22 protein-coding genes and 2 pseudogenes are annotated in these 24,774 nt (G+C 72.1%); 18 read left to right on the top strand and 6 right to left on the bottom strand.

Annotated elements, in window-relative coordinates:
• The first annotated feature begins 24 nt into the window (after positions 1 to 24).
• Positions 25 to 1,665: an ABC-F family ATP-binding cassette domain-containing protein gene (locus ABT245_RS27130; protein ID WP_351738002.1), complete on the top strand. Its 1,641-nt coding sequence runs from the start codon at positions 25 to 27 to the stop codon at positions 1,663 to 1,665.
• Here ABT245_RS27130 and ABT245_RS27135 read toward each other — a convergent pair.
• The 4 genes and pseudogenes from ABT245_RS27135 to ABT245_RS27155 form a co-directional block, all read right to left on the bottom strand.
• The gene (locus ABT245_RS27135) at positions 1,560 to 1,850 is read right to left on the bottom strand and encodes a hypothetical protein (protein WP_351738006.1); all 291 of its coding nucleotides are present in this window, start codon (positions 1,848 to 1,850) and stop codon (positions 1,560 to 1,562) included. The genes ABT245_RS27130 and ABT245_RS27135 overlap by 106 nt on opposite strands.
• Positions 1,851 to 1,929: 79 nt before the next feature.
• A pseudogene (locus ABT245_RS27140) lies at positions 1,930 to 2,013 on the bottom strand (putative glycolipid-binding domain-containing protein); the annotation flags it as partial.
• Between the two features lie 443 nt (positions 2,014 to 2,456).
• A complete protein-coding gene (locus ABT245_RS27145) occupies positions 2,457 to 4,865 on the bottom strand; it encodes a Tex family protein (protein WP_351737943.1) in 2,409 nt (802 codons plus the stop codon).
• A gap of 313 nt (positions 4,866 to 5,178) precedes the next feature.
• Complete coding sequence (locus tag ABT245_RS27155; RefSeq protein ID WP_351737946.1) at positions 5,179 to 5,934, bottom strand: enoyl-CoA hydratase/isomerase family protein; 756 nt, start codon at positions 5,932 to 5,934, stop codon at positions 5,179 to 5,181.
• Between the two features lie 223 nt (positions 5,935 to 6,157).
• On the opposite strand from ABT245_RS27155, the gene ABT245_RS27160 reads away from it, so the two are divergent.
• Entirely contained in the window at positions 6,158 to 6,652 is a 495-nt protein-coding gene (locus tag ABT245_RS27160) for an ATP-binding protein (RefSeq protein ID WP_351738008.1), read from the top strand.
• A 6-nt stretch (positions 6,653 to 6,658) separates the two neighbouring features.
• Here the strand turns inward: ABT245_RS27160 and idi are convergent, their stop codons facing one another.
• A complete protein-coding gene (gene idi, locus ABT245_RS27165) occupies positions 6,659 to 7,252 on the bottom strand; it encodes an isopentenyl-diphosphate Delta-isomerase (protein WP_351737949.1) in 594 nt (197 codons plus the stop codon).
• Positions 7,253 to 7,569: 317 nt separating this feature from the next.
• The gene (galE, locus tag ABT245_RS27170; RefSeq protein WP_351737952.1) at positions 7,570 to 8,541 is read right to left on the bottom strand and encodes a UDP-glucose 4-epimerase GalE; all 972 of its coding nucleotides are present in this window, start codon (positions 8,539 to 8,541) and stop codon (positions 7,570 to 7,572) included.
• A 296-nt stretch (positions 8,542 to 8,837) separates the two neighbouring features.
• Here galE and ABT245_RS27175 point away from each other — a divergent pair, with 296 nt between their 5' ends.
• The 16 genes and pseudogenes from ABT245_RS27175 to ABT245_RS27250 form a co-directional block, all read left to right on the top strand.
• Positions 8,838 to 10,679, top strand: coding sequence for a DUF5941 domain-containing protein (locus ABT245_RS27175; protein ID WP_351737955.1), 1,842 nt, complete (start codon positions 8,838 to 8,840; stop codon positions 10,677 to 10,679).
• Positions 10,676 to 11,437 (top strand): phosphocholine cytidylyltransferase family protein, encoded by a 762-nt coding sequence (locus ABT245_RS27180; RefSeq protein ID WP_351737958.1) that lies wholly within the window; start codon positions 10,676 to 10,678, stop codon positions 11,435 to 11,437. The genes ABT245_RS27175 and ABT245_RS27180 overlap by 4 nt, the downstream gene beginning before the upstream one ends.
• Positions 11,425 to 12,486 (top strand): iron-containing alcohol dehydrogenase family protein, encoded by a 1,062-nt coding sequence (locus tag ABT245_RS27185; protein ID WP_351737961.1) that lies wholly within the window; start codon positions 11,425 to 11,427, stop codon positions 12,484 to 12,486. The genes ABT245_RS27180 and ABT245_RS27185 overlap by 13 nt, the downstream gene beginning before the upstream one ends.
• Positions 12,464 to 13,243, top strand: a complete 780-nt coding sequence (locus ABT245_RS27190) for a CDP-alcohol phosphatidyltransferase family protein (RefSeq protein ID WP_351737964.1) — start codon at positions 12,464 to 12,466, stop codon at positions 13,241 to 13,243. The genes ABT245_RS27185 and ABT245_RS27190 overlap by 23 nt, the downstream gene beginning before the upstream one ends.
• A gap of 50 nt (positions 13,244 to 13,293) precedes the next feature.
• Positions 13,294 to 14,139, top strand: a complete 846-nt coding sequence (locus tag ABT245_RS27195; protein WP_351738009.1) for a glycosyltransferase family 2 protein — start codon at positions 13,294 to 13,296, stop codon at positions 14,137 to 14,139.
• 61 nt (positions 14,140 to 14,200) lie between these two features.
• On the top strand, positions 14,201 to 15,130 hold the full coding sequence (locus tag ABT245_RS27200) for an ABC transporter permease (protein WP_351737967.1): 930 nt from the start codon (positions 14,201 to 14,203) through the stop codon (positions 15,128 to 15,130).
• Positions 15,036 to 15,911, top strand: coding sequence for an ABC transporter ATP-binding protein (locus tag ABT245_RS27205; protein ID WP_502982201.1), 876 nt, complete (start codon positions 15,036 to 15,038; stop codon positions 15,909 to 15,911). The genes ABT245_RS27200 and ABT245_RS27205 overlap by 95 nt, the downstream gene beginning before the upstream one ends.
• A 361-nt stretch (positions 15,912 to 16,272) precedes the next feature.
• Entirely contained in the window at positions 16,273 to 17,175 is a 903-nt protein-coding gene (hpnC, locus tag ABT245_RS27210) for a squalene synthase HpnC (RefSeq protein ID WP_351737973.1), read from the top strand.
• Positions 17,172 to 18,122 carry a presqualene diphosphate synthase HpnD gene (gene hpnD / locus ABT245_RS27215; protein ID WP_351737976.1) on the top strand — a complete coding sequence of 317 codons (951 nt, stop codon included), beginning with the start codon at positions 17,172 to 17,174 and terminating at the stop codon, positions 18,120 to 18,122. Before hpnC ends, hpnD begins: the two co-directional genes overlap by 4 nt.
• Positions 18,122 to 18,259: a DUF6380 family protein gene (locus ABT245_RS27220; RefSeq protein WP_351737979.1), complete on the top strand. Its 138-nt coding sequence runs from the start codon at positions 18,122 to 18,124 to the stop codon at positions 18,257 to 18,259. Before hpnD ends, ABT245_RS27220 begins: the two co-directional genes overlap by 1 nt.
• Positions 18,256 to 19,683, top strand: a complete 1,428-nt coding sequence (hpnE, locus tag ABT245_RS27225; protein ID WP_351737982.1) for a hydroxysqualene dehydroxylase HpnE — start codon at positions 18,256 to 18,258, stop codon at positions 19,681 to 19,683. Before ABT245_RS27220 ends, hpnE begins: the two co-directional genes overlap by 4 nt.
• A gap of 68 nt (positions 19,684 to 19,751) precedes the next feature.
• On the top strand, positions 19,752 to 20,816 hold the full coding sequence (locus tag ABT245_RS27230) for a polyprenyl synthetase family protein (RefSeq protein ID WP_351738011.1): 1,065 nt from the start codon (positions 19,752 to 19,754) through the stop codon (positions 20,814 to 20,816).
• A 116-nt stretch (positions 20,817 to 20,932) separates the two neighbouring features.
• The gene (shc, locus tag ABT245_RS27235) at positions 20,933 to 22,960 is read left to right on the top strand and encodes a squalene--hopene cyclase (RefSeq protein ID WP_351737985.1); all 2,028 of its coding nucleotides are present in this window, start codon (positions 20,933 to 20,935) and stop codon (positions 22,958 to 22,960) included.
• Positions 22,960 to 23,601 carry a phosphorylase family protein gene (locus tag ABT245_RS27240; RefSeq protein ID WP_351737988.1) on the top strand — a complete coding sequence of 214 codons (642 nt, stop codon included), beginning with the start codon at positions 22,960 to 22,962 and terminating at the stop codon, positions 23,599 to 23,601. The genes shc and ABT245_RS27240 overlap by 1 nt, the downstream gene beginning before the upstream one ends.
• A gap of 5 nt (positions 23,602 to 23,606) precedes the next feature.
• Positions 23,607 to 24,629, top strand: a complete 1,023-nt coding sequence (hpnH, locus tag ABT245_RS27245) for an adenosyl-hopene transferase HpnH (RefSeq protein WP_351737991.1) — start codon at positions 23,607 to 23,609, stop codon at positions 24,627 to 24,629.
• Between the two features lie 4 nt (positions 24,630 to 24,633).
• A pseudogene (locus ABT245_RS27250) lies at positions 24,634 to 24,774 on the top strand (flavodoxin-dependent (E)-4-hydroxy-3-methylbut-2-enyl-diphosphate synthase); the annotation flags it as partial.

Genomic DNA, 24,774 nt, shown 5'->3' on the forward strand with positions numbered 1-24,774 from the left:
CCGCACGACTAGGATCGCCCCTTGATGACTGCCACCCTCGTCGCCAAGAACCTCGCCGCCGGGCACGGCGACCGCTCGCTCTTCTCCGGCCTCGACCTCGTCGTCGCGCCCGCGGACGTGATCGGGCTGGTCGGCGCCAACGGCGCCGGCAAGTCCACGCTGCTGCGGCTGCTCGCCGGGCTCACCCGGCCCGAGCAGGGCGAACTGCGGCTGTCCCCGCCGACCGCGACCGTCGGCCATCTGCCGCAGGAACCCGAGCGCAGGCCCGGTGAGACCCTGGGCGGCTTCCTTGCCCGCCGCACCGGCGTCGCCCGGGCGCAGCGGCTGATGGACGAGGCCACCCAGGCGCTCGTGGACGGGGCGCCCGGCGCCGACGACGCCTACGCCGCCGCCCTGGAGCGCTGGCTCAGCCTCGGCGGCGCGGACCTGGAGGAACGGGCCGAGGAGGTCACCGACTCGCTCGGCCTGGCCGCCGGCCCCGACCAGCCGATGACCTCGCTGTCCGGCGGCCAGGCGGCCCGCGCCGGCCTCGCCTCGCTCCTGCTGTCCCGCTACGACGTCTTCCTGCTCGACGAGCCCACCAACGACCTCGACCTCGACGGCCTGGAACGCCTCGAACGCTTTGTGACCGGACTGCGCGCCGGCACGGTCGTGGTCAGCCACGACCGCGAGTTCCTCACCCGCACCGTCACCAAGGTCCTCGAACTCGACCTCGCCCAAAGGCAGATCAACCTCTACGGCGGCGGCTACGCGGCCTATCTGGACGAGCGGGAGGTGGCCCGGCGGCACGCCCGGGAGGACTACGAGGAGTACGCCGACAAGAAGGCGGCACTCCAGGAGCGGGCCCAGACACAGCGCGCCTGGATGGACAAGGGCGTCCGCAACGCGCGCCGCAAGGCGGGCAACGACAACGACAAGATCGGCCGCAAGTTCCGCAGCGAGGCCAGCGAGAAGCAGGCCGCCAAGGCCCGCCAGACCCAGCGCATGATCGAACGGCTGGAGACCGTCGAGGAGCCGCGCAAGGAGTGGGAGCTGCGCATGGAGATCGCCGCCGCGCCCCGCTCCGGTGCCGTGGTCGCCACGCTCAGGGACGCGGAGGTGCGCCGCGGGGACTTCGTCCTCGGCCCGGTGACGCTGCAGATCGACTGGGCGGACCGGGTCGCGGTGACCGGAGCGAACGGCGCGGGCAAGTCCACCCTGCTGGGCGCGCTGCTCGGCCGGGTGCCGCTGACCGCGGGGCACGCCGCGCTGGGCTCGGGCGTCCTGGTCGGCGAGGTGGACCAGGCCCGTGCGCTGTTCCACGGCCCCGAGCCACTTCTGGACGCCTTCCGTACGGGCGTCCCCGACACCGAACCGGCCGACGTACGCACCCTGCTGGCCAAGTTCGGCCTGAAGACGGAGCATGTGCTGCGCCCCGCCGCGACGCTCTCCCCGGGCGAACGCACCCGGGCCGCGCTGGCGCTGCTCCAGGGCCGGGGCGTCAACCTCCTGGTCCTGGACGAGCCGACCAACCATCTCGATCTGCCCGCCATCGAACAGCTCGAATCGGCCCTCGACGCCTACCGCGGCACGCTCCTGCTGGTCACCCATGACCGCCGCATGCTGGACGCCGTCCACGTCACCCGCCGCCTGGAGGTGGCGGGCGGCAAGGTCACGGAACGCTGACCAACCGGTCGCAAGCCACCGGACCGGGCCCGGGTGGTCGAGCCAGAGCCGTCCGCGTCCAGTTCCAGATCGCTGCGGAAGGCCCCGGAGACGAAGCGCGCCCGCGCGCCCACCTCGTCGCCGGGACGCATGTACGTCCGCCGGGACGGCCGGACGGACAGGCCGGGCACCGACACCCAGGCCACCGGGAACTCCGCCGACCGGCGCCCGACGGAGCCCGTGCCGCAGCACGCGCATGGTGCCGGAGAGCGGGCACAGGCCCAGATCGCAGTCGAGGACGCCGCCGAGGTCCGGCAGCGGCTGCCCGCCGCCGCTCCAGCGGCCCGTGCCGTCGCGCCGCAGCTCCAGGCCCGGGTGCCCCGCGTGGACTCGGGCGTCACCTGGAGCCGACGCGTCACCTGCCGCTCGGCGGTGTCGAGTTCACAGCTGATCCAGCAGGGCTCAGGGGAGGGTCCCGACGGCGCGGCCGTGCGCCCGCAGCACCCCCCGCCCCACTCAGCCCAGGCAGTCTCGTCCCCCCCATACACACACCTGCCAGGTGAGGACGCGCCGGGGCGCGCCCCCGGTGGCGGCATTCCCGCCGGTGGAACTGTGTTCACGCCCGCCGGAGCGCTCGGCGCACGACTGGCAGCCCGAAGAGGCCCCCACGTGGCGGCACCGACGCGGGCACTGCGCGCGGCGCCGCGTCAGCCGTCATGGCCACACACGCCGGAGGCCGCGCCGGGCCCGGCTCCTGTCTTCGCGCTGAGAGGAGCCGGACCCGGACGGTTCGGCGGCGGTCCGCCGGCCGGTCAGCGGCGGTCGTTCTTGGTGGAGTCGAGCAGGCCGGCGCGTCGCAGCGCGTCCGCCATCGCGCTGTTGGCCGGCGGCGGCGCCTGGCGTCCGCCCCGGTCACCACCGCGGCCTTGGCCCTGCCGCTGGCCCTGGCCCTGCCGCTGGCGCTGACCCTGCCGCTGCTGCGGCGGACGGCCGCCGCCGCGCTGCTGCTGCCCCTGCGGCGCGGCCTCGTCGTCCAGCCGCAGCGTCAGCGCGATCCGCTTGCGCGGAATGTCCACGTCGAGGACCTTCACCTTCACGATGTCCCCGGGCTTGGCGACATCCCGCGGGTCCTTAACGAACGTCCGGGACATCGCGGAGACATGCACGAGACCGTCCTGGTGGACACCGACGTCCACGAACGCCCCGAACGCCGCCACATTTGTGACCACGCCCTCCAGGATCATCCCGGAGGCGAGATCGGAGATCTTCTCCACGCCCTCCTTGAAGGTGGCTGTCTTGAACGCCGGCCGCGGATCGCGCCCCGGCTTCTCCAGTTCCTTGAGGATGTCCGTCACGGTCGGCAGTCCGAACGTGTCGTCGACGAACTCGGCCGGTTTCAGCGAGCGCAGCAGCGCCGTGTTGCCGACCAGGGCGGCCACCTCCTGCCCGCTGGTCTTCACCATGCGCCGCACCACCGGGTACGCCTCCGGGTGCACGCTGGAGGCGTCCAGCGGGTCGCTGCCGCCGCGGATGCGCAGGAAGCCCGCGCACTGCTCGTACGCCTTCGGGCCCAGCCGGGCCACGTTCTTCAGCTCCGCGCGCGAGCTGAACGGACCGTTGGCGTCACGATGCGTCACGATGTTCTCGGCGAGGCCCGAGGAGATCCCGGACACGCGCGCGAGCAGCGGCACCGACGCCGTGTTGACGTCCACGCCCACGCCGTTCACACAGTCCTCGACCACCGCGTCCAGCGAACGGGACAGCTTCACCTCGGACAGGTCGTGCTGGTACTGGCCCACGCCGATCGACTTCGGGTCGATCTTGACCAGTTCGGCCAGCGGGTCCTGCAGACGGCGGGCGATCGACACCGCGCCGCGCAGCGACACGTCCATGTCCGGCAGTTCCTGCGAGGCGAAGGCGGAGGCCGAGTACACGGAGGCGCCGGCCTCCGACACCATCACCTTGGTGAGCTTCAGCTCCGGGTGCCGCAAGACGAGGTCGCCGGCGAGCTTGTCGGTCTCACGGGACGCCGTGCCGTTGCCGATCGCGATCAGCTCGACCGCGTGCTGCTTCGCCAGCCGGGCCAGCGTGGCGATCGCCTCGTCCCACCGGTTGGCCGGCACATGCGGGTGGATGACGTCCGTCGCCGCCACCTTGCCGGTCGCGTCGACCACGGCCACCTTCACACCCGTACGGAAGCCGGGGTCCAGACCGAGCGTCGCGCGGGTGCCGGCCGGCGCGGCGAGCAGCAGGTCCCGCAGATTGGCGGCGAACACGTCGACCGCCTCGTCCTCGGCGGCGGTGCGCAGCCGTAGGCGCAGGTCGATGCCGAGGTGCACGAGGATGCGGGTGCGCCAGGCCCAGCGCACCGTGTCCAGCAACCACCTGTCGCCCGGCCGGCCGCGGTCGGCGATGCCGAAGCGGTGCGCCACCGTCCCCTCGTAGGACGACGGGGTCCCCGGGGTCTCGGCCGGCTCCTCCGGTTCCAGGGTGAGGTCCAGGACCTCCTCCTTCTCACCGCGCAGCATCGCGAGCACACGGTGCGAGGGCAGTTCGGTGAACGGCTCGGCGAAGTCGAAGTAGTCGGCGAACTTGGCGCCCGCCTCCTCCTTGCCCTCGCGCACCTTGGCGGTCAGCCGTCCGCGCACCCACATGCGCTCGCGCAGCTCGCCGATCAGGTCGGCGTCCTCCGAGAACCGCTCGGTGAGGATCGCCCGCGCGCCCTCCAGAGCGGCCTGCGGATCGGCGACGCCCCTGTCGGCGTCCACGAAGGCGGCGGCAGCGGCGAGCGGCTCGACCCCGGGGTCGCCGAGCAGGCCCTCGGCCAGCGGCTCCAGACCCGCCTCGCGCGCGATCTGCGCTTTGGTCCGCCGCTTCGGCTTGTACGGCAGGTAGACGTCCTCCAGGCGCGCCTTGGTCTGCGCACCGCGGATCTGCGCCTCCAGCTCGGCGGTGAGCTTGCCCTGCTCGCGCACCGACTCCAGGATCGCCGTGCGCCGCTCCTCCAGCTCCCGCAGATAGCGCAGCCGCTCCTCGACGGTGCGCAGCTGCGCGTCGTCGAGCATCTCGGTCGCTTCCTTGCGGTAGCGGGCGATGAAGGGCACCGTCGAGCCGCCGTCGAGCAGCTCCACCGCGGCCTTCACCTGCCGCTCCCGCACGCCGAGCTCCTCGGCGATCCTGCCTTCGATGGACCCTACTTCGAGGGTCCCGGGTGTCGTCACGATCCCGTACCGCCTTCTCACTGGGGTTGCGCGGCAATTGTGGCAGGTGGCACCGACAACAGGGGCTCAGGGCGCTCCCGCCGCGCGGTCGCGTCCACCGGTCCGATGGCAGAAAAGGCGGGGAAGCCGTCATTGCGGCCATCCCCGGGTCCGCGAAGAATCGAGGGCACGGCGCAGCGAACGGTCCTCGTCGTCCTCTTCGACGACGTACAGAGCCTGGACGCCAGCGGCCCGGCGGAGGCCCTCACCGGCGCCGAGACATACTCCCCGTGGACGTACCACCTCGTCCAGAGGTTGCGCGTCGGCAGCAGGTTCAGCGTGGTACCGGCGCGTTCCAGGTGAACCGGGGCGTCCGGCGCTCCAGGAACGCGGCGACGCCCTCCGCGGTGTCGCCGCTGCCGCGTGCCTGCTCGGCCCAGTGGCCGTCCCGGTCGGTGCGACCGTCGGCGAACTCCTTGGCCGCGGCCTGCGTCAGTCGCGAGCGGGCCGCCAGGATCCGGCCGAACTCCGCCACCCGCTTGCCCAGTTCGCCCTCCGGCAGCACCTCGTCCACGAGACCGGTGCGCAGCGCCCGCTCCGCGTCGATCAACTCGCCCGAGAACAGCAGGTACTTGGCGGTGGCCAGCCCCACCAGCGACACCAGCCGCCGGGTGGCGGACGCCGGATAGACGATGCCGAGCCTGGCCGGGGTCACCCCGAACAGCGCCCCGGCCTCGGCGAACCGCAGGTCGCAGGCGGCCGCGAGCTGCGCCCCGCCGCCCACGCAGTGGCCCCGGACGGCCGCCAGCGTCGGCTTGGGGAATGCGGCCAGCGCCTCCTCGGCGGCCGCGGCGAGCCGCTGCGCCTCGTCGGGCGCCTCCCGCAGCGTGGAGATGTCGGCGCCGGCGCAGAAGGTCCCGCCCTCGCCGGTGAGCACCAGCGCCCGCACGCCGGGATCGGCGGCCAGGGCGTCGAGCAGCGGGGGCAGCGACCGCCACATCGCAGCCGTCATGGCGTTGCGTTTGGCCGGGTGGTGGACGACGACGGTGGCGACCGAGTCGATGACCGAGTGCAACAGCTGGGGCTCCATGCGCCGGATGCTATCGGGCGCGGTCCGACGAGCCGTACAACCCGAAAAGTTCGCGAAGTCGGCCCGCGGGCGACAGGAGCAGTCCAGCACCCGACCAGGTCATGCGCAGGCGGTCAGAAACGCTCGATAACTGCTGACTTGTGTTCAGTTCGGTCGACGGGAGCGGCGCAGTGCCAACACTCGACGTGTGGTGACAATCGAGCGCAAGGGCGGCGACCGGACCATGGACGACGACGGGCGCGGGTACGGCCCGCGCCCCGAGGAGGGCGACCGGCGACCGCCGGATCCACTGCCGTACGAAGGAGTGTGGCGGTTCACCGCCCCCGCCGTCGACGCCTCGGTGCCGCAGGCCCGACGCGCCGTGCGGGACCTGCTCGCGCGCCAGGGCGTGCCGGTCTGCGAGGACCTGGTCCACGGCCTGCTGCTGATCGTGTCCGAACTGGTCACCAACGCGGTCAAGCACGCGGCGCTGCTGTCGCCGACACTCGCCGTGGAGGTCGCCGTCGGCGCCGAGTGGGTGCGCGTGTCCGTGGAGGACAACCACCCCTACCGGCCGAGCGCCCTGGAGGCCGACCACGGCCGGACCGGCGGGCGGGGGCTGCTCCTGGTGCGCGAGGTGGCCCGGGAGGCGGGCGGCACGGTCGACGTGGCGCACACGGCGAGCGGCGGCAAGGTGATCTGGGCCGCCCTGCCGCTCAAGCCCGTAGGGACTGTGTGAGGCCGCTCACCAGCCCGCGTCCGGCCCCGTCAGCTCCCTGATCGCGGGCCGGGCCGCGTCCAGCACGGTCATGAACCAGGCGGAGAAGGGATCCCGTGCGTGCCGCTCGGCCAGCTCGGCCGGGGTGACGAAGGCCGTTGCCGCGACCTCCTCCGGGTCCGGCACCACGGCGGACTGCACCAGGCCGACGAACAGGTGGTTGTACTCCTGCTCGACCAGCCCCGAAGCGGGATCCGGGTGGTTGTAGCGGACCGTGCCGGCCTCGCCGAGCAGCGAGGGGGACGCCCCCAGCTCCTCGTACGTCCGCCGGGCCGCCGCCGCGAACGGCGCCTCGCCCGGGTAGGGGTGACCGCAGCAGGTGTTGGACCACACACCGGGGGAGTGGTATTTGCCGAGCGCCCGCTGCTGGAGCAGCAGCCGGCCGCGCTCGTCGAACAGGAACACCGAGAACGCGCGGTGCAACTGCCCCGGCGGCTGATGGGCGGCGAGCTTTTCCGCGGTGCCGATCGTCACGCCCTTCTCGTCGACCAGTTCCAGCAAAATCGCCTCCGCGGTGCCGTTCGACGCACTGTTCGTCGCGCTGGCAGGTGTGATCGGCATACCCATCCTTCGCCTCGGTCTTCGCGCCCCAAGTCTGCCGTACTGCTCCGGCGCTCCCGGAACTTCCCGGGGCGTCCGCATGTCCCGCGCCCGGCGCGGGCCGCGACCGCCCCGGCCGGCCACCGGAAGGGGGACCCGGTAGAAGATCGTGCCCAGCCGTCCGGCGGGGAACCGCACGGGGCCCTCGCACACGCGGGCGAAGGGGCCCGCCGGGCCGCCACGCCCGGCCGGGGCCCGGTGCTACCAAGCGCGCTTCAGCGGCACAGCCGCGCAGCTCTGACCTCGGCAGACCAAGCCCAGCTCAGGGCGGGCGCCGATCACTGGGCGAGGCGTGTGCGCCAGCCCCGCCAGGCCGACTCGACCATCTCGGGCACCCCGCGCCGCGCCCGCCAGCCCAGCGTCTTCGCGGCCAGCTCCGCCGAGGCGACCGCGCGCGGCGCGTCGCCGGGGCGCCGGCCCTCCACGACGGGCGTGCGCCGCTCGCCGGTCACCTCACCGATGACCGCGATCAGCTCGCGGACGGAAACGCCTTCCCCGCGGCCGATGTTCACGGTCAGGTCGTCGGCCGGGCGCTGCTCGGCGAGCCCGCGCGCCGCCGCCAGGTGCGCCTCGGCCAGGTCGGCGACATGGATGTAGTCGCGGATGCAGGTGCCGTCCGGTGTCGGGTAGTCGGCGCCGAAGATCCGCGGGGCCTCGCCCCGGGTGAGCCGGTCGAACACCATGGGCACGATGTTGGACACGCCCGTGTCGGCCAGTTCCGGCGCGCCCGCGCCCGCCACGTTGAAGTAGCGCAGGCACACCGTGGCGATGCCGTGCGCCCGCCCCGCCGCCCGTACCAGCCACTCCCCGGCGAGCTTGGTCTCGCCGTACGGGTTCACCGGCGCGCACGGCGTGTCCTCGGTGATCAGCTCCACGTCCGGGGTGCCGTACACGGCCGCCGACGAGGAGAAGACGAAGCGCTCGACCCCGGCGCCCGCGACCGCCTCCAGGAGCGTGCCGAGGCCGCCGACGTTCTCCCTGTAGTAGCGGGTCGGCAGCGCCACGGACTCGGCGACCTGCTTGCGCGCCGCGAGATGCACCACCCCGGTCACCGCGTGCTCGGTGAGGACCCGCGCGAGCAGCGCACCGTCCAGCGTGGACCCCTCGACCAGCGGAATGTCCGCGGGCAGCCGCTCGGGCACCCCGGCCGACAGATCGTCCAGGGCCACCACGCGCTCCCCGGCATCCGCCATGGCCCGCGCCACATGCGCCCCGATGTATCCGGCCCCGCCGGTGATCAGCCACGTCATGGTCGTCCAGCCTATGCCGTCCCCCGCCGTGCATCCGCTATGCCCTCGATGCCCTGTTTCCCGGGCGCTTCCTGTGCGCGGGCCCCCGGGGGGCGCGGTTTGTGGGCCGGGCCCCCGATCACCGATGATGATCTCGGCACAGGGCGAGCAGACCGCGTCGACCGGCCCGTGAACGGCCGGTGAACAAGGTCTTCCGGCTATCCGATAACCTCTGCCGACAATGCCGCCCGGACGAGCGGCGCCCCACCCAGCAGACGACCGGCGCGCACGCGCCGGCACCCAGGGAGTGAGTTCGGTTGTCGACCGCCATCGTCACCGGTCAGCCGGTGCCCGGATCGTCACTGGAGAACGATCTGCGGTCCCTCGGCTTCGAGGTGCGGGTGGCCGCCGACGCCGCCGATGCCGCAACGCTCCTCGCGGCCGTCCCCGCCGACAGCCGGGTGGCCCTCATCGACGCCCGCTTCGTCGGCCACCCGCACGCGCTGCGCCTCGGCCTCACCGACCCCCGCTTCCCGCTAGCCGCCGTCACCGGCGCCGTCACCGCCCGACCCGCCGGCCGCGCCGCCCTCAGTCGCGCCCTGGCCCGGCAGACCACGACGGGCGGCGGCACCGCGGTCGCCGTCGACAGCCTCGCCGACCGCGTCGTCACCGCCCTCGACGCCGAGGGCGCCGAGGTGCACCGCCCCGAACTGGGCAGCCTGGTCGCCGCCGTCCCCACCGACCCGCAGACACGCAACGAGGCACGGCAGGCCGTCGCCGCCGTCGACGACGAGGCCGTCCGTCTGAAGTCGGCGGTGAAGGCCCGCGACGGCTTCTTCACCACGTTCTTCGTCAGCCCGTACTCGCGCTACCTGGCCCGCTGGTGCGCCCGCCGCGGCCTGACCCCCAACCAGGTCACCACCGCCTCACTGCTCACCGCGCTGATCGCGGCGGGCTGCGCGGCCACCGGCACCCGCGGCGGCTTCGTCGCCGCCGGCCTGCTGCTCGTCTTCTCCTTCGTGCTGGACTGCACCGACGGCCAGCTCGCCCGCTACTCGCTGCAGTACTCCACGCTCGGCGCCTGGCTGGACGCCACCTTCGACCGGGCCAAGGAATACGCCTACTACGCCGGTCTCGCCCTCGGCGCGGCCCGCGGCGGCGACGACGTGTGGGCGCTCGCCCTCGGCGCGATGATCCTGCAGACCTGCCGGCACGTCGTGGACTTCTCCTTCAACGAGGCGAACGCCGGGGCGGCCACCGCCGACACCGGCCCCACCGCCGCCCTGTCCGACCGGCTCGACAGCGTCGGCTGGACGGTGTGGCTGCGCCGGATGATAGTGCTGCCCATCGGCGAACGATGGGCCATGATCGCCGTCCTGACGGCCGTCACCACCCCCCGCATCACCTTCTATGTGCTGCTCGTCGGCTGCGCCTTCGCCGCCTCCTACACCACCGCGGGCCGCGTGCTGCGCTCGGTGGCCCGCCGCAAGCAGCAGGCCCCCCCGGGCGTCGAGCGCGCAGGGAGCGCGGACCGGGCCGCGCGGGCACTGACGGACCTCGCGGACTCGGGCCCGCTCGCCCGGGTGCTCGCCCGCACCGTCGGGCGGGGGCTGCCCGGCCTCGCCGTCCCAGCCGTCGCGGCGGCCGGCGCGGCCGTCGTCGTCTGCGCCGCCGCGCTGTCCGGCTACGGCGGGCCGCTGCCCGTGGCCGCGGCCGTCGTCTACGTGGTGACCTCGGCCCTCGCCGTCGCCCGCCCGCCGGCCGGCGCCCTCGACTGGCTGGTCCCGCCCTTCTTCCGGGCCGCCGAGTACGGCACCGTGCTCGCCCTCGCGGCCGAAGCGGAGGTGAACGGAGCCCTTCCTGCGGCTTTCGGCCTGGTGGCCGCCGTCGCCTACCATCACTACGACACGGTGTACCGGATCCGGGGCAACGCCGGGGCGCCACCGGCCTGGCTGGTGCGCGCCATCGGGGGGCACGAGGGGCGGACGCTGCTCGTCACCGTTTTGGCCGCGTTGCTCACCGCCGCGCAGTTCAAGGTCGCGCTCACGGTCCTCGCCGTGGCCGTCGCCCTGCTGGTGCTCGCCGAGAGCATCCGCTTCTGGGTGGCCTCCCATCTGGGGGGCGCGCCCGCTGTACACGACGAAGGAGAACCCGCATGATCGGCCTCGTGCTGGCGGCCGGCGCCGGACGGCGTCTGCGCCCCTACACCGACAGCCTTCCCAAGGCTCTGGTGCCGGTGCGTTCCGCGGGGTCGGCGGGCATAGAGGACCCGGTCACGGTGCTCGACCTCATCCTCGGCAACTTCGCCGAGATCGGCCTGACCGAGGCCGCGATCATCGTCGGGTACCGCAAGGAGGCCGTGTACGAGCGCAAGGCGGCCCTGGAGCGGACGTACGGACTGACGCTCACCCTCATCGACAACGACAAGGCCGAGGAGTGGAACAACGCCTACTCCCTGTGGTGCGGGCGTGACGCCCTCAAGGACGGGGTGATCCTCGCCAACGGGGACACCGTCCACCCGGTCTCCGTCGAGCACACCCTGCTGGCCGCCCGCGGCGACGGCAAGAAGATCATCCTCGCCGTGGACACGGTGAAGTCGCTGGCCGACGAGGAGATGAAGGTCGTCGTCGACCCCGGCAAGGGCGTCCAGCGGATCACCAAGCTGATGGACCCGGCCGAGGCCACCGGCGAGTACATCGGCGTCACCCTCATCGAGGGCGACGCCGCCCCCGAACTGGCCGACGCGCTCCGGACCGTGTGGGAGACCGAGCCGCAGCAGTTCTACGAGCACGGCTACCAGGAACTCATCAACCGCGGCTTCCGGATCGACGCGGCGCCGATCGGCGACGTCCAGTGGGTCGAGATCGACAACCAGGACGACCTCGCCAGGGGACGGGAGATCGCGTGCCAGTACTGACCCGGCTCATCCCCTCGCCGGTCGTCGTGGACATCCGCCCGGGTGCCCTCGACGACCTGGCCGGCGTCCTGGCCGACGAACGCATCTCGCACTCCGGGCGGCTCGCCGTCGCCGTCAGCGGCGGCTCCGGCGCCCGGCTGCGCGAGCGCCTCGCCCCCTCGCTGCCCGGCGCCTCCTGGTACGAGGTCGGCGGCGGCACCCTCGACGACGCGGTCCGGCTGGCCGGCGCCATAAAGGCCGGCCACTACGACGCGGTGGTGGGCCTCGGCGGCGGCAAGATCATCGACTGCGCCAAGTTCGCCGCGGCCCGCGTCGGACTGCCGCTGGTCGCCGTGCCGACCAACCTCGCGCACGACGGCCTGTGCTCCCCGGTCGCCACCCTCGACAACGACGCGGGCCGCGGCTCCTACGGCGTGCCCAACCCGATCGCGGTCGTCATCGACCTGGACGTGATCCACGAGGCCCCGGTCCGCTTCGTACGCTCGGGCATCGGCGACGCCGTCTCGAACATCAACGCGGTCGCGGACTGGGAGCTGGCCAACCGCGTCAACGGCGAGAAGGTCGACGGGCTGGCCGCGGCCATGGCCCGGCAGGCCGGCGAGGCGGTGCTCCGGCACCCCGGCGGCGTCGGGGACAACGGTTTCCTCCAGGTGCTGGCCGAGGCGCTGGTTCTCACCGGTGTCGCGATGTCGATCTCGGGTGACTCACGGCCCGCCTCGGGCTCCTGCCACGAGATCAACCACGCCTTCGACCTGCTCTTCCCGAAGCGCGCGGCGAGCCACGGCGAGCAGTGCGGCCTCGGTGCGGCCTTCGCGATGTACCTGCGCGGCGCCCATGAGGAGGCGGCGTACATGGCCGAGGTGCTGCGCAGACACGGCCTGCCCGTCCTGCCGTACGAGATCGGCTTCACCCAGGACGAGTTCGTCCGGGCCGTGGAGTTCGCCCCGGAGACCCGGCCCGGCCGCTACACGATCCTCGAACACCTCGACCTCAAGACCCACCAGATCAAGGACATCTACGCCGACTATGTCAAGGCCATCGGTAGCTGAACTGCGTACGGTCGTCCATCCCCCCGGGGTGAAGGACCGGCGCAGCGGTGAGCACTGGATGGGACGCCTCTATATGCGCGAGGTGTCCCTGCGGGTCGACCGCTTTCTGGTCACCACGCGCGTCACGCCCAACCAGCTCACGTACCTGATGACCGTCTTCGGTGTGCTCGCCGCCCCGGCGCTGCTGGTGCCGGGGATCGCGGGCGCCGTGCTCGGTGTGCTCGCGGTCCAGCTGTATCTGCTGCTGGACTGCGTCGACGGCGAGGTCGCCCGCTGGAAGCAGCAGTACTCGCTCGGCGGGGTCTACCTCGACCGGGTCGGCGCCTATCTGACCGACGCCGCGGTCCTGGTCGGCCTCGGCCTGCGGGCCGCCGACCTGTGGGGCCCCGGCCGCATCGACTGGCTGTGGGCCTTCCTCGGGACCCTCGCCGCCCTCGGCGCGATCCTGGTCAAGGCCGAGACCGACCTGGTCGGCGTCGCCCGCCACCAGGGCGGGCTGCCACCGGTCCAGGAGGCCGCGGCCGAGCCGCGCTCCTCGGGCATGGCGCTGGCCCGCCGGGCCGCCGCGGCCCTGAAGTTCCACCGGCTGATCCTCGGGATCGAGGCGTCCTTGCTGATCCTGGTCCTGGCCGTCGCGGACGCCGGCAGGGGCGACCTGTTCTTCACCCGGCTCGGCACCGCCGTGCTGGCCGGCATCGCCCTGCTGCAGAGCGTGCTGCACCTGGTGTCCGTCCTCGCCTCCAGCAGGCTGCGGTGAGCGCCGTGGAGGCATCGACCCCGCTGAAGGTCGGCGCGGTGATCATCACCATGGGCAACCGCCCCGACGAACTGCGCGCCCTGCTGGACTCGGTCGCCAAGCAGGGCGGCGACCCGGTCGAGGTGGTCGTCGTCGGCAACGGCTCGCCCGTGCCGGAGGTCCCCGCGGGCGTGCGCATCATAGAACTGCCGGAGAACCTGGGCATCCCGGGCGGACGCAACGTCGGCACGGAGGCCTTCGGGCCCGGCGGTCGCGATGTCGACATATTGCTCTTCCTCGACGACGACGGGCTGCTCGCCCACCACGACACCGCCGAGCTGTGCCGCGCGGCCTTCGCCGCGGATCCGCGGCTCGGCATCATCAGCTTCCGCATCGCCGACCCGGACACCGGCGAGACCCAGCGCCGGCACGTGCCGCGGCTGCGGGCCGCCGACCCGATGCGCTCCTCCCGGGTCACCACCTTCCTCGGCGGTGCCAACGCCGTCCGCACCCGGGTCTTCGCCGAGGTCGGCGGGCTGCCGGACGCGTTCTTCTACGCCCATGAGGAGACCGATCTGGCCTGGCGCGCCCTCGACGCCGGCTGGATGATCGACTACCGCTCCGACATGGTGCTGTACCACCCCACGACCGCCCCCTCCCGGCATGCGGTGTACCACCGCATGGTCGCCCGCAACCGCGTCTGGCTGGCCCGCCGCAACCTCCCCGCGCCGCTCGTCCCCGTCTATCTGGGCGTCTGGCTGCTGCTGACCCTGGTGCGCCGTCCCTCCCGCCCCGCCCTGCGGGCCTGGTTCGGCGGGTTCCGGGAGGGCTGGACGACCGCCTGCGGACCCCGCCGGCCCATGAAGTGGCGTACGGTGTGGCGGCTGACCCGACTGGGCCGGCCCCCGGTGATCTGACAAGCTCGACCCAAGGGGGCGCGCGGCGCCACGACGAACTCGAAGACGAAAGTTTCCACGCGTGAGTGAGACAACGCATGACGGCACAGCCGCGGTGACCGCGGCCCCGTCGTCCGACGAGGGACTGACGGCCGAGCAGCTCGCCGCCAAGTACGGGCTGACCGTGAGCGGCGCCCGGCCCTCGCTTGTCGAGTACGTCCGTCAGCTGTGGGGGCGGCGGCACTTCATCCTGGCCTTCTCCCAGGCGAAGCTGACGGCCCAGTACAGCCAGGCCAAGCTGGGCCAGGTGTGGCAGGTCGCCACCCCGCTGCTGAACGCGGCCGTCTACTACTTCATCTTCGGCCTGATCCTCAAGGCCAGCCGGGGCATGTCGCACGACGTGTACATCCCCTTCCTGGTCACGGGCGTGTTCGTGTTCACCTTCACGCAGAGTTCGATCATGTCGGGCGTGCGCGCCATCTCCGGGAACCTGGGCCTGGTGCGCGCCCTGCACTTCCCGCGCGCCTCGCTGCCGATGTCCTTCGCGCTCCAGCAGCTCCAGCAGCTGCTGTTCTCGATGATCGTGATGTTCCTGGTCGTGATCGGCTTCGGCAGCTACCCCCGCCTGTCCTGGCTGCTGATCCTGCCGGCGCTCGCACTGCAGTTCCTCTTCAACACCGGGCTCGCGCTGATCGTGGCCCGCATGGGCGCCAAGACGCCGGACCTGGCCCAGCTGATGCCGTTCGTGCTGCGTACCTGGATGTACACCTCCGGCGTCATGTTCTCGATCAACAAGATGCTCGAAGGCCGGCCCGAGTGGATCGTGCGGCTGCTCCAGGTCAACCCGGCCGCGGTCTACATGGACCTGATGCGCTTCGCGCTCATCGACGGCTACGGCTCCTCGAATCTGCCGCCGCATGTCTGGGCCATCGCCCTGTTCTGGGCCGTCGTCGTCTTCGTCGGCGGCTTCGTGTACTTCTGGAAGGCCGAGGAGCGCTACGGCCGTGGCTGAGCAGAGCACCGGGCAGACCGCCCCGACCGTCATCGCGGACGACCTGCACATCGTCTACCGCGTCAACGGCGCGCGGACCGGCAGGGGCAGCGCCACCGCGGCCCTCAGCCGCATCCTGCGGCGGGGCTCGGACGACACGGCGCGGGGCGTGCGCAAGGTGCACGCCGTGCGGGGCGTCTCCTTCGTCGCCCACCGGGGCGAGGCCATCGGTCTGATCGGCTCCAACGGATCCGGTAAGTCCACCCTGCTGCGGGCCATCGCCGGGCTGCTGCCCGCCGAGCGCGGCAAGGTCTACACCGACGGCCAGCCCTCGCTGCTCGGTGTCAACGCGGCCCTGATGAACGATCTGACGGGCGAGCGCAACATCGTACTCGGCGGTCTCGCCATGGGCATGTCGCGTGAGCAGATCAGGGACCGCTACCAGGAGATCGTCGACTTCTCCGGCATCAACGAGAAGGGCGACTTCATCACCCTCCCGATGCGTACCTATTCCTCCGGCATGGCGGCCCGGCTGCGCTTTTCCATCGCCGCGGCCAAGGACCACGACGTCCTCATGATCGACGAGGCGCTGGCCACCGGCGACCGCAGGTTCCAAAAGCGCTCCGAGGAACGGATCCGGGCGCTGCGCAAGGAAGCCGGCACGGTGTTTCTGGTCAGCCACAACAACAAGTCGATCCGTGACACCTGCAACCGCGTGCTGTGGCTGGAACGCGGCGAGTTGCGGATGGACGGACCCACCGACGAGGTGCTCAAGGAGTACGAGAAGTTCACAGGCAAGTAGCCCGACACGCCCGGGGCCCCGCCGGAACCTTTCCGGTGGGGCCCCGCGTCTGCAAAGGAAAAGTCAACTCGGGGCGTGCTTAGGAATCTTGACGCCAATCGGTGTGTTGTTGTGATGTGCAGGACACCCCGACGGACCTCGCTGCGTTGTACAACGTAAGCTGTAGCGGTCATGGAAAGCGGCAAGTGGGGTGATAACGCGCGACACCCTCCGCCGGGGCCGCTCGCGCGGACGGCCGGGCGGCGTGTCCGAAATAGTGTGTATTGGTTCAGCAGTGTAGAACGGGAGATGTGACGGCAATGGCTACGGAAACTCCCCAGCTCAGCGCAGCATGTGCCGTCCCTGCCCCGGGTAGCGCACGGTGACGGGAACCGATACGGCCCGCCCGGCGAGCCCGGAGCGCGGCACGCTCGACAAGGCCGCGGGCGAGAACTTCCCCGTGGCTCCGTTCTTTCTGCCCCGGGCCTGGCGCGAGGACCTGATGGCGGTCTACGGCTTCGCCCGTCTCGTCGACGACATCGGCGACGGCGACCTCGCCCCGGGCGGCGCCGACGCCCGGCTGCTCGGCGTGTCGCCCGACCGGGCCGAGGACCGGCTCGCCCTCCTCGACGCCTTCGAGGCCGATCTGCACCGCGTGTTCGACGCGACCCCGCGCCACCCGCTGCTGCGCCGCCTCCAGCCCACCGTCCGCCGCCGCTCCCTCACCCCGGATCCCTTCCTCGGCCTGATCGCCGCCAACCGCCAGGACCAGCTCGTCAAGCGGTACGAGACCTACGACGACCTCCTCGCGTACTGCGAACTGTCCGCCAACCCCGTCGGCCGCCTCGTCCTCGCCGTCACCGGCAGCTCGACCCCCGAGCGGATCCGTCTGTCCGACTCGATCTGCACCGCCCTGCAGATCATCGAACACCTTCAGGACGTGGCCGAGGACTTCGGCCGCGACCGGATCTATCTGCCCGCCGTGGACATGAAGCGCTTTCACGTCCAGGATGCGGATCTCGCCACGAAAATCACGGGCGCATCGGTGCGCGCCCTGGTTGCATACGAAGCCCAACGCGCCCACGATCTACTGAATGAAGGCGCCCCCCTGGTGGGTAGCGTCCACGGCAGGCTGAAGCTGCTGCTCGCGGGGTTCGTGGCAGGGGGGAGGGCGGCGATCCGGGCGATCGCCGCCGCCGAATACGACGTACTTCCCGGCCCGCCCAAGCCCGGCAAGGTCCAGTTGCTGCGCGAGGTGGGCGTGACTCTGCGAGGAGAGGGGTGATCCGGACCGTGGAGTCGCAAGCACACGCGTCCGCGCCGGTACTCGCCGCCTACAGCTACTGCGAGGCCGTGACCGGACAACAGGCCCGTAACTTCGCGTACGGCATCAGACTGCTGCCGACGCGGAAGCGGCGCGCGGTGTCGGCGCTGTACGCCTTCTCCCGGCGCATCGACGACATCGGCGACGGCGAGCTGGCGGACGACGTCAAGATCGCGCGGCTCGACGCGTCCCGGGCGCTGCTCGCCCGGGTCCGCGACGGCCGGGTCGACGAGGACGACACCGACCCGGTCGCGGTCGCCCTCGCCCATGCCGCCGACGCGTTCCCGATCCCGCTCGGCGGCCTCGACGAACTCATCGACGGCGTCCAGATGGACGTCCGCGGCGAGACCTACGAGACCTGGGACGACCTGAAGGCCTACTGCCGGTGCGTGGCGGGCGCCATCGGCCGGCTCTCGCTCGGCGTGTTCGGCACCGAAGCCGGGGCGCGCGGCGCCGAGCGCGCCGCCGAGTACGCCGACACCCTGGGCCTGGCCCTGCAGCTGACCAACATCCTGCGAGACGTCCGCGAGGACGCCGAGGGCGGCCGCACCTATCTGCCCGCCGACGACCTCGCCAAGTTCGGCTGCTCGGCCGGGTTCAACGGGCCGAATCCGCCGGAGGGCTCCGACTTCGCGGGCCTCGTGCACTTCGAAGTGCGACGGGCCCGCGCCCTTTTCGCCGAGGGCTACCGGCTGCTGCCCATGCTCGACCGGCGCAGCGGCGCATGCGTCGCCGCCATGGCCGGGATCTACCGCAGGCTGCTCGACCGCATCGAACGCGAGCCCGAGGCCGTGCTGCGCGGCCGGGTCTCGCTGCCCGGACACGAGAAGGCGTATGTCGCCGTGCGCGGACTGTCCGGCCTCGACACCCGGCACGTGGCCCGGCGGACCGTCAGGAGGCGTGCCTGATGGACCCGAAGAGCCAGGACGAGCCGGCCGGGCACCGGCAGGCAACCCTCCGGCGTGGCGCGGCGTCCCTGACTGAGACGACCCGCCGTGCACCGTTCGACCAGTGCGGCGGGCGGGCACGGGAGGGCGCACCATGACCGACGGCACGCGGTCCGAGGGGCCGCACACGGGCAGCCCGGAACGCGCCGGGCGCAGCGCCGTCGTGGTCGGCGGCGGGCTGGCCGGAGTCACGGCCGCGCTCGCGCTCGCCGACGCGGGCGTCCGCGTCACCCTGCTCGAAGGCAGGCCGAGACTGGGCGGCCTCGCCTTCTCCTTCCAACGCGGCGACCTGACCGTGGACAACGGTCAGCACGTGTATCTGCGCTGCTGCACCGCCTACCGCTGGTTCCTCGACCGCATCGAGGGCGCGGAGCTGGCACCGCTGCAGAACCGTCTCGACGTGCCCGTACTCGACCTCGACAAACCCGAGGGACGGCGGCTCGGCAGACTGCGGCGCGACCCACTGCCCGTACCCCTGCACCTGGGCCGGAGCCTGGCCGCGTATCCGCATCTCTCGCTCGCCGAGCGGGCCGGGGTGGGGCGTGCCGCGCTCGCGCTGAAGGGGCTCGACCTCGCCGATCCGACCCTGGACACCCAGGACTTCGGCAGCTGGCTGGCCGCTCACGGCCAGTCGGCGCGTGCCATCGAGGCCCTGTGGGACCTGGTCGGGGTCGCCACCCTCAACGCGGTCGCGGGCGACGCCTCGCTGGGGCTCGCCGCGATGGTGTTCAAGACCGGTCTGCTGTCCGACCCGGGCGCGGCCGACATCGGCTGGGCCCATGTACCGCTGGGCGAACTGCATGACCGGCTGGCCCGCAAGGCGCTCGACTCCGCGGGCGTGCGTACCGAGGTCCGTACACGCGTCACCTCCGTCTCCCATAACGAGAACGGCAGTTGGAGCGTTCAGGTTCCCGGCGAAGCACTTCGGGCCGACGCGGTCGTCCTCGCCGTACCCCAGCGCGAGGCGCACGGCCTGCTGCCGCCCGGCGCCCTCGACGAACCCGACCGGCTGCTCGGCATCGGCAGCGCGCCGATCCTCAACGTCCATGTGATCTACGACCGCAAGGTGCTCGGCCGGCCGTTCTTCGCCGCCCTCGGCACCCCGGTGCAGTGGGTCTTCGACCGCACCCACGCCTCAGGGCTCGGCACCGGCCAGTATCTCGCCGTGTCCCAGTCGGCCGTGCACAACGAGATCGACCTGCCGGTGGCCGTGCTGCGCGAGCGCTATCTGCCCGAACTGGAACGGCTGCTGCCGGGCGCGCGCGAGGCGCGGGTGAAGGACTTCTTCGTCACCAGGGAGCGCACGGCGACGTTCGCCCCCGCCCCCGGCGTCGGACGGCTGCGGCCCGGCGCCCGCACCAAGGCCCCCGGCCTGTACCTGGCCGGAGCGTGGACCGCCACCGGGTGGCCCGCGACCATGGAGAGTGCGGTCCGCAGCGGTGTGAGCGCGGCGGACGCCGCGCTCGGCGCCCTGGGCCGGCCCCGCCCGAGTCACCTCTTCGCGTTCGAGGAGGCGGCCTGATGCCCGATCAGCACGCGGCAGGCTCCCGCACCCCCGGTACCGCAACAAGAGGAGAGACTGTGCCCCCTGTGCCCGAGGCCGCGACGGCCGCTCAAGCGACCGCGGTGGACGTGACCGCGCTCCTGGAGCGCGGCCGGACCCTGGCCACACCGGTACTGCGGGCGGCCGTCGACCGCCTGGCCCCTCCCATGGACACCGTGGCCGCCTACCACTTCGGCTGGATCGACGCCCAGGGCAACCCCGCCGACGGGGACGGCGGCAAGGCCGTGCGTCCCGCCCTCGCCGTGCTGTCCGCCGAGGTCACCGGCGCCCCCGCGCAGACCGGCGTCCCCGGGGCCGTCGCCGTCGAACTGGTCCACAACTTCTCGCTGCTGCACGACGACCTGATGGACGGCGACGAGCAGCGCCGGCACCGCGACACCGTCTGGAAGGTGCACGGCCCCGCCCAGGCCATCCTGGTCGGCGACGCCCTGTTCGCCCTCGCCAACGAGATCCTGCTGGAACTCGGCACGGTCGAGGCGGGCCGCGCCACCCGCCGGCTGACCTCCGCCACCCGGGCCCTGATCGACGGTCAGGCGCAGGACATCTCCTACGAGCACCGCGACCGTGTCAGCGTCGAGGAGTGCCTGGAGATGGAGGGCAACAAGACCGGCGCGCTGCTCGCCTGCGCGTCCTCCATCGGCGCGGTGCTCGGCGGCGCGGACGACCGTACCGCCGGCGCCCTGGAGCGGTACGGCTACCACCTCGGCCTGGCCTTCCAGGCCGTCGACGACCTCCTCGGCATCTGGGGCGACCCGGAGGCCACCGGCAAGCAGACCTGGAGCGATCTGCGCCAGCGCAAGAAATCCCTGCCGGTCGTGGCCGCGCTCGCGGCGGGCGGCCCCGCCTCCACGCGGCTCGGCGAGATGCTCGCCGCCGACGCCAAGAGCAGCGACTTCGAGAACTTCTCCGAGGAGGAGTTCGCGGCCCGCGCCGCCCTCATCGAGGAGGCGGGCGGCCGCGAGTGGACCGCCGACGAGGCGCGCCGCCAGTACACCATCGCCATCGAAGCCCTCGACGCCGTCGACATGCCCGACCGGGTACGGGCCCGGTTCACGGCGCTCGCCGACTTCGTCGTAGTCCGAAAGAGATGATCACTATCGGTCGAATAACCCTCGCGTAGTCGCCGGCCGGTGTCGAGGGATGACGGACACCGGCCGACGGCGGACCCACAGCAGCACGACTCGCACGACTGCACGAAGGGGAAGCCATGACAGCGACGACCGACGGAAGCACCGGGGCACTGCCGCCCCGCGCTGCCTCGGCCAGCGAAGCCCACCTCACGACCCCCGTGGCGGCCGGGGTACAAGAAGCCGCCGCACGCGCCGTACAGCGCGCCACCGACTTCCTGCTCGCGCAGCAGGACGCCGAGGGCTGGTGGAAGGGCGACCTCGAGACGAACGTCACCATGGACGCCGAGGACCTGCTGCTCCGCCAGTTCCTGGGCATCCGCGACGACGCGACGACCCACGCCGCCGCGCTCTTCGTCCGCGGCGAGCAGCGCCCGGACGGCAGCTGGGCCACCTTCTTCGGCGGCCCGGGTGAACTGTCCGCCACCATCGAGGCGTATGTCGCCCTCCGGCTGGCCGGCGACGCGCCCGAGGCACCGCACATGGCCAGGGCAGCCGCCTGGATCCGCGAGCGTGGCGGCATCGCCGCCGCCCGCGTGTTCACCCGGATCTGGCTGGCCCTGTTCGGCTGGTGGAAGTGGGAGGACCTGCCCGAACTCCCGCCGGAACTCATCTACTTCCCGAAGTGGTTTCCGCTGAACATCTACAACTTCGGGTGCTGGGCGCGGCAGACCATCGTGCCGCTCACCATCGTCTCGGCGAAACGCCCGGTGCGTCCGGCGCCGTTCGCGCTCGACGAACTGCACACCGACCCGGCCCGCCCCAATCCGCCCCGGCCGCTCGCCCCGGCGGCGAGCTGGGACGGCCTGTTCCAGCGGCTCGACAAGGTCGTGCGCGGCTACCGCACGATCGCCTCCCGGCGCCTGCGCAAGGCCGCGATGAACTCGGCGGCCGGCTGGATCATCGAACGCCAGGAGAACGACGGCTGCTGGGGCGGCATCCAGCCGCCGGCCGTGTACTCCGTCATCGCCCTGCACCTGCTGGGCTACGACCTGGAACACCCCGTGATGCGGGCCGGACTTGAGTCGCTGGATCGTTACGCCGTGTGGCGCGAGGACGGCGCCCGGATGATCGAGGCGTGCCAGTCGCCGGTGTGGGACACCTGCCTGGCCACCATCGCCCTCGCCGACGCGGGCGTCCCCGCCGACCATCCGCAGCTGGTCAAGGCCGCCGACTGGATGCTCGGCGAGGAGATCGTGCGGCCCGGCGACTGGTCCGTGCGGCGGCCCGGACTCCCGCCGGGCGGCTGGGCGTTCGAGTTCCACAACGACAACTACCCCGACACCGACGACACCGCCGAGGTGCTGCTGGCGCTGCGCCGGGTCAGGCACCACGACCCGGAACGGATCGAGAAGGCCATCGGGCGCGGGGTGCGCTGGGAACTCGGCATGCAGTCGAAGAACGGCGCGTGGGGCGCCTTCGACGCCGACAACACCAGCCCGTTCCCCAACCGGCTGCCGTTCTGCGACTTCGGCGAGGTCGTCGACCCGCCGTCGGCCGACGTCACCGCGCACGTCGTGGAGATGCTCGCGGTCGAGGGCTTGGCCCACGACCCGCGCACTCGGCGCGGCGTGGACTGGCTGCTGGCCGAACAGGAGCCGGGCGGCGCCTGGTTCGGGCGCTGGGGCGTCAACTATGTGTACGGCACCGGATCCGTGGTACCCGCGCTGGTCGCGGCCGGCCTGCCCGTCTCACACCCGGCGATCAGGCGCGCCGTCACCTGGCTGGAGTCGGTGCAGAACGACGACGGCGGCTGGGGCGAGGACCTGCGCTCCTACCATGACGCCAAGGGGTGGAGCGGCCGCGGCGCCTCAACCGCCTCGCAGACCGCGTGGGCGCTGATGGCGCTGCTCGCGGCGGGGGAGAAGGACGCCAGGTCCGTGCGGCGCGGCGTCCAGTGGCTGGCCGAGACCCAGCGCGAGGACGGCTCGTGGGACGAGCCGTACTTCACGGGCACCGGCTTCCCCTGGGACTTCTCCATCAACTACCACCTCTACCGCCAGGTGTTCCCGCTCACCGCGCTCGGCCGGTATGTGCACGGCGAGCCCTTCGCCGGCCAGGGCAGTGGTGCGGCCGGGCAGCCCCGTGCCGACGCAGAGGGGAGCTGATGGACGCCCAGCCCGCCCCGGCACCGCTGCTGATCGCCTGCGCGCTCGGCATCGAGCACCTCGCCCTGCGCGCCGGTGAACGCGGTGGCGCGGGCGGGCCGGTCACGGTACTGCGCACCGGTATGGGGCCCAGGGCGGCGGAGCGCTCCGTCGCCCGGCTGCTGGCCGATCCCGCGCTGGCCGGGGCCGCGGTCCTCGCCACCGGCTTCTGCGCGGGGCTGGCCCCCGGCATGCACCCCGGCGACCTGGTCGTCGCCGAGGAGACCCGGGACCCGCGTGGTGACGTCCCGTGTGTCGGGACCGAACTGCTCGTGAAGGAACTCGTGCGCACCGTGCCGGGGCGCACCGTCCACACCGGCCCGCTCACCGGCTCCGACCACGTGGTCCGCGGCCATGAGCGGTCCGATCTGCGCGCCACTGGTGCGATCGCAGTCGACATGGAGTCGGCTGCCACGCTGCTGAGCGCCGTCCGCGTGGGCGAGCGCCCTGTTGCGGCCGTCCGGGTGGTCGTGGATGCTCCAGAACATGAACTTGTCCGGATCGGCACGGTGCGCGGTGGGATATCCGCTTTCCGTGTTCTTCGTTCCGTACTTCCCGCATTTTTTGAATGGCACCGTTCTTTGTTGCTCCCTCGGAGGTGAGCCAGATGGCCATGCCCCTGCGCCAGTCCATCAAGGTCGCTACATACCTGGCTGAACAGAAGATCCGCAGGCGGGACAAGTTTCCGCTCATCGTGGAGCTGGAGCCGCTGTTCGCCTGCAACCTCAAGTGCGAGGGCTGCGGCAAGATCCAGCATCCGGCCGGGGTCCTCAAGCAGCGCATGCCGGTGGCCCAGGCCGTCGGCGCGGTGCTGGAGTCCGGCGCGCCGATGGTGTCCATCGCCGGCGGCGAACCCCTGATGCACCCTCAGATCGACGAGATCGTGCGTCAGTTGGTCGCCAAGCGGAAATACGTGTTCCTGTGCACCAACGCGATGCTGCTGCGCAAGAAGATGGACAACTTCACGCCCTCGCCGTACTTCGCCTTCGCCGTGCACATCGACGGGCTGCGCGAGCGGCACGACGAATCCGTCGCGAAGGAAGGCGTGTTCGACGAGGCCGTGGCGGCGATCAAGGAGGCCAAGCGGCGCGGCTTCCGGGTCACCACCAACTCGACCTTCTTCAACACGGACACCCCGCAGACCATCGTCGAGGTGCTCAACTTCCTCAACGACGACCTCAAGGTCGACGAGATGATGATCTCGCCCGCCTACGCCTACGAGAAGGCCCCGGACCAGGAGCACTTCCTCGGCGTCGAGCAGACCCGTGAACTGTTCAAGAAGGCGTTCTCGGGCGGCAACCGGCGGCGCTGGAGGCTCAACCACTCCCCGCTCTTCCTGGACTTCCTGGAGGGCAAGGTCGACTTCCCGTGCACCGCCTGGGCGATCCCGAACTACTCGCTGTTCGGCTGGCAGCGCCCCTGCTACCTGATGAGCGACGGGTATGTGCCGACGTACCGGGAACTGATCGAGAAGACCGACTGGGACAAGTACGGCCGGGGCAAGGACCCGCGCTGCGCCAACTGCATGGCGCACTGCGGCTATGAGCCCACCGCCGTGCTCGCCACCATGGGATCCCTCAAGGAGTCGCTGCGCGCCATGCGCGAGACCGTCTCCGGGAACCGGGAGTGACCCGATGACCGCCATCTCCCTGGGCGTCCCCGAGATCCCGCCCCGGCCGATCGCCGAGCGTCGGCCGAGCCGGCGGATTCAGGTCGGTTCGGTGGCGGTGGGCGGGGACGCGCCGGTGTCGGTGCAGTCGATGACGACGACGCGT

This window comes from Streptomyces sp. NPDC001508, from assembly GCF_040298665.1.
Lineage (GTDB): Bacteria > Actinomycetota > Actinomycetes > Streptomycetales > Streptomycetaceae > Streptomyces.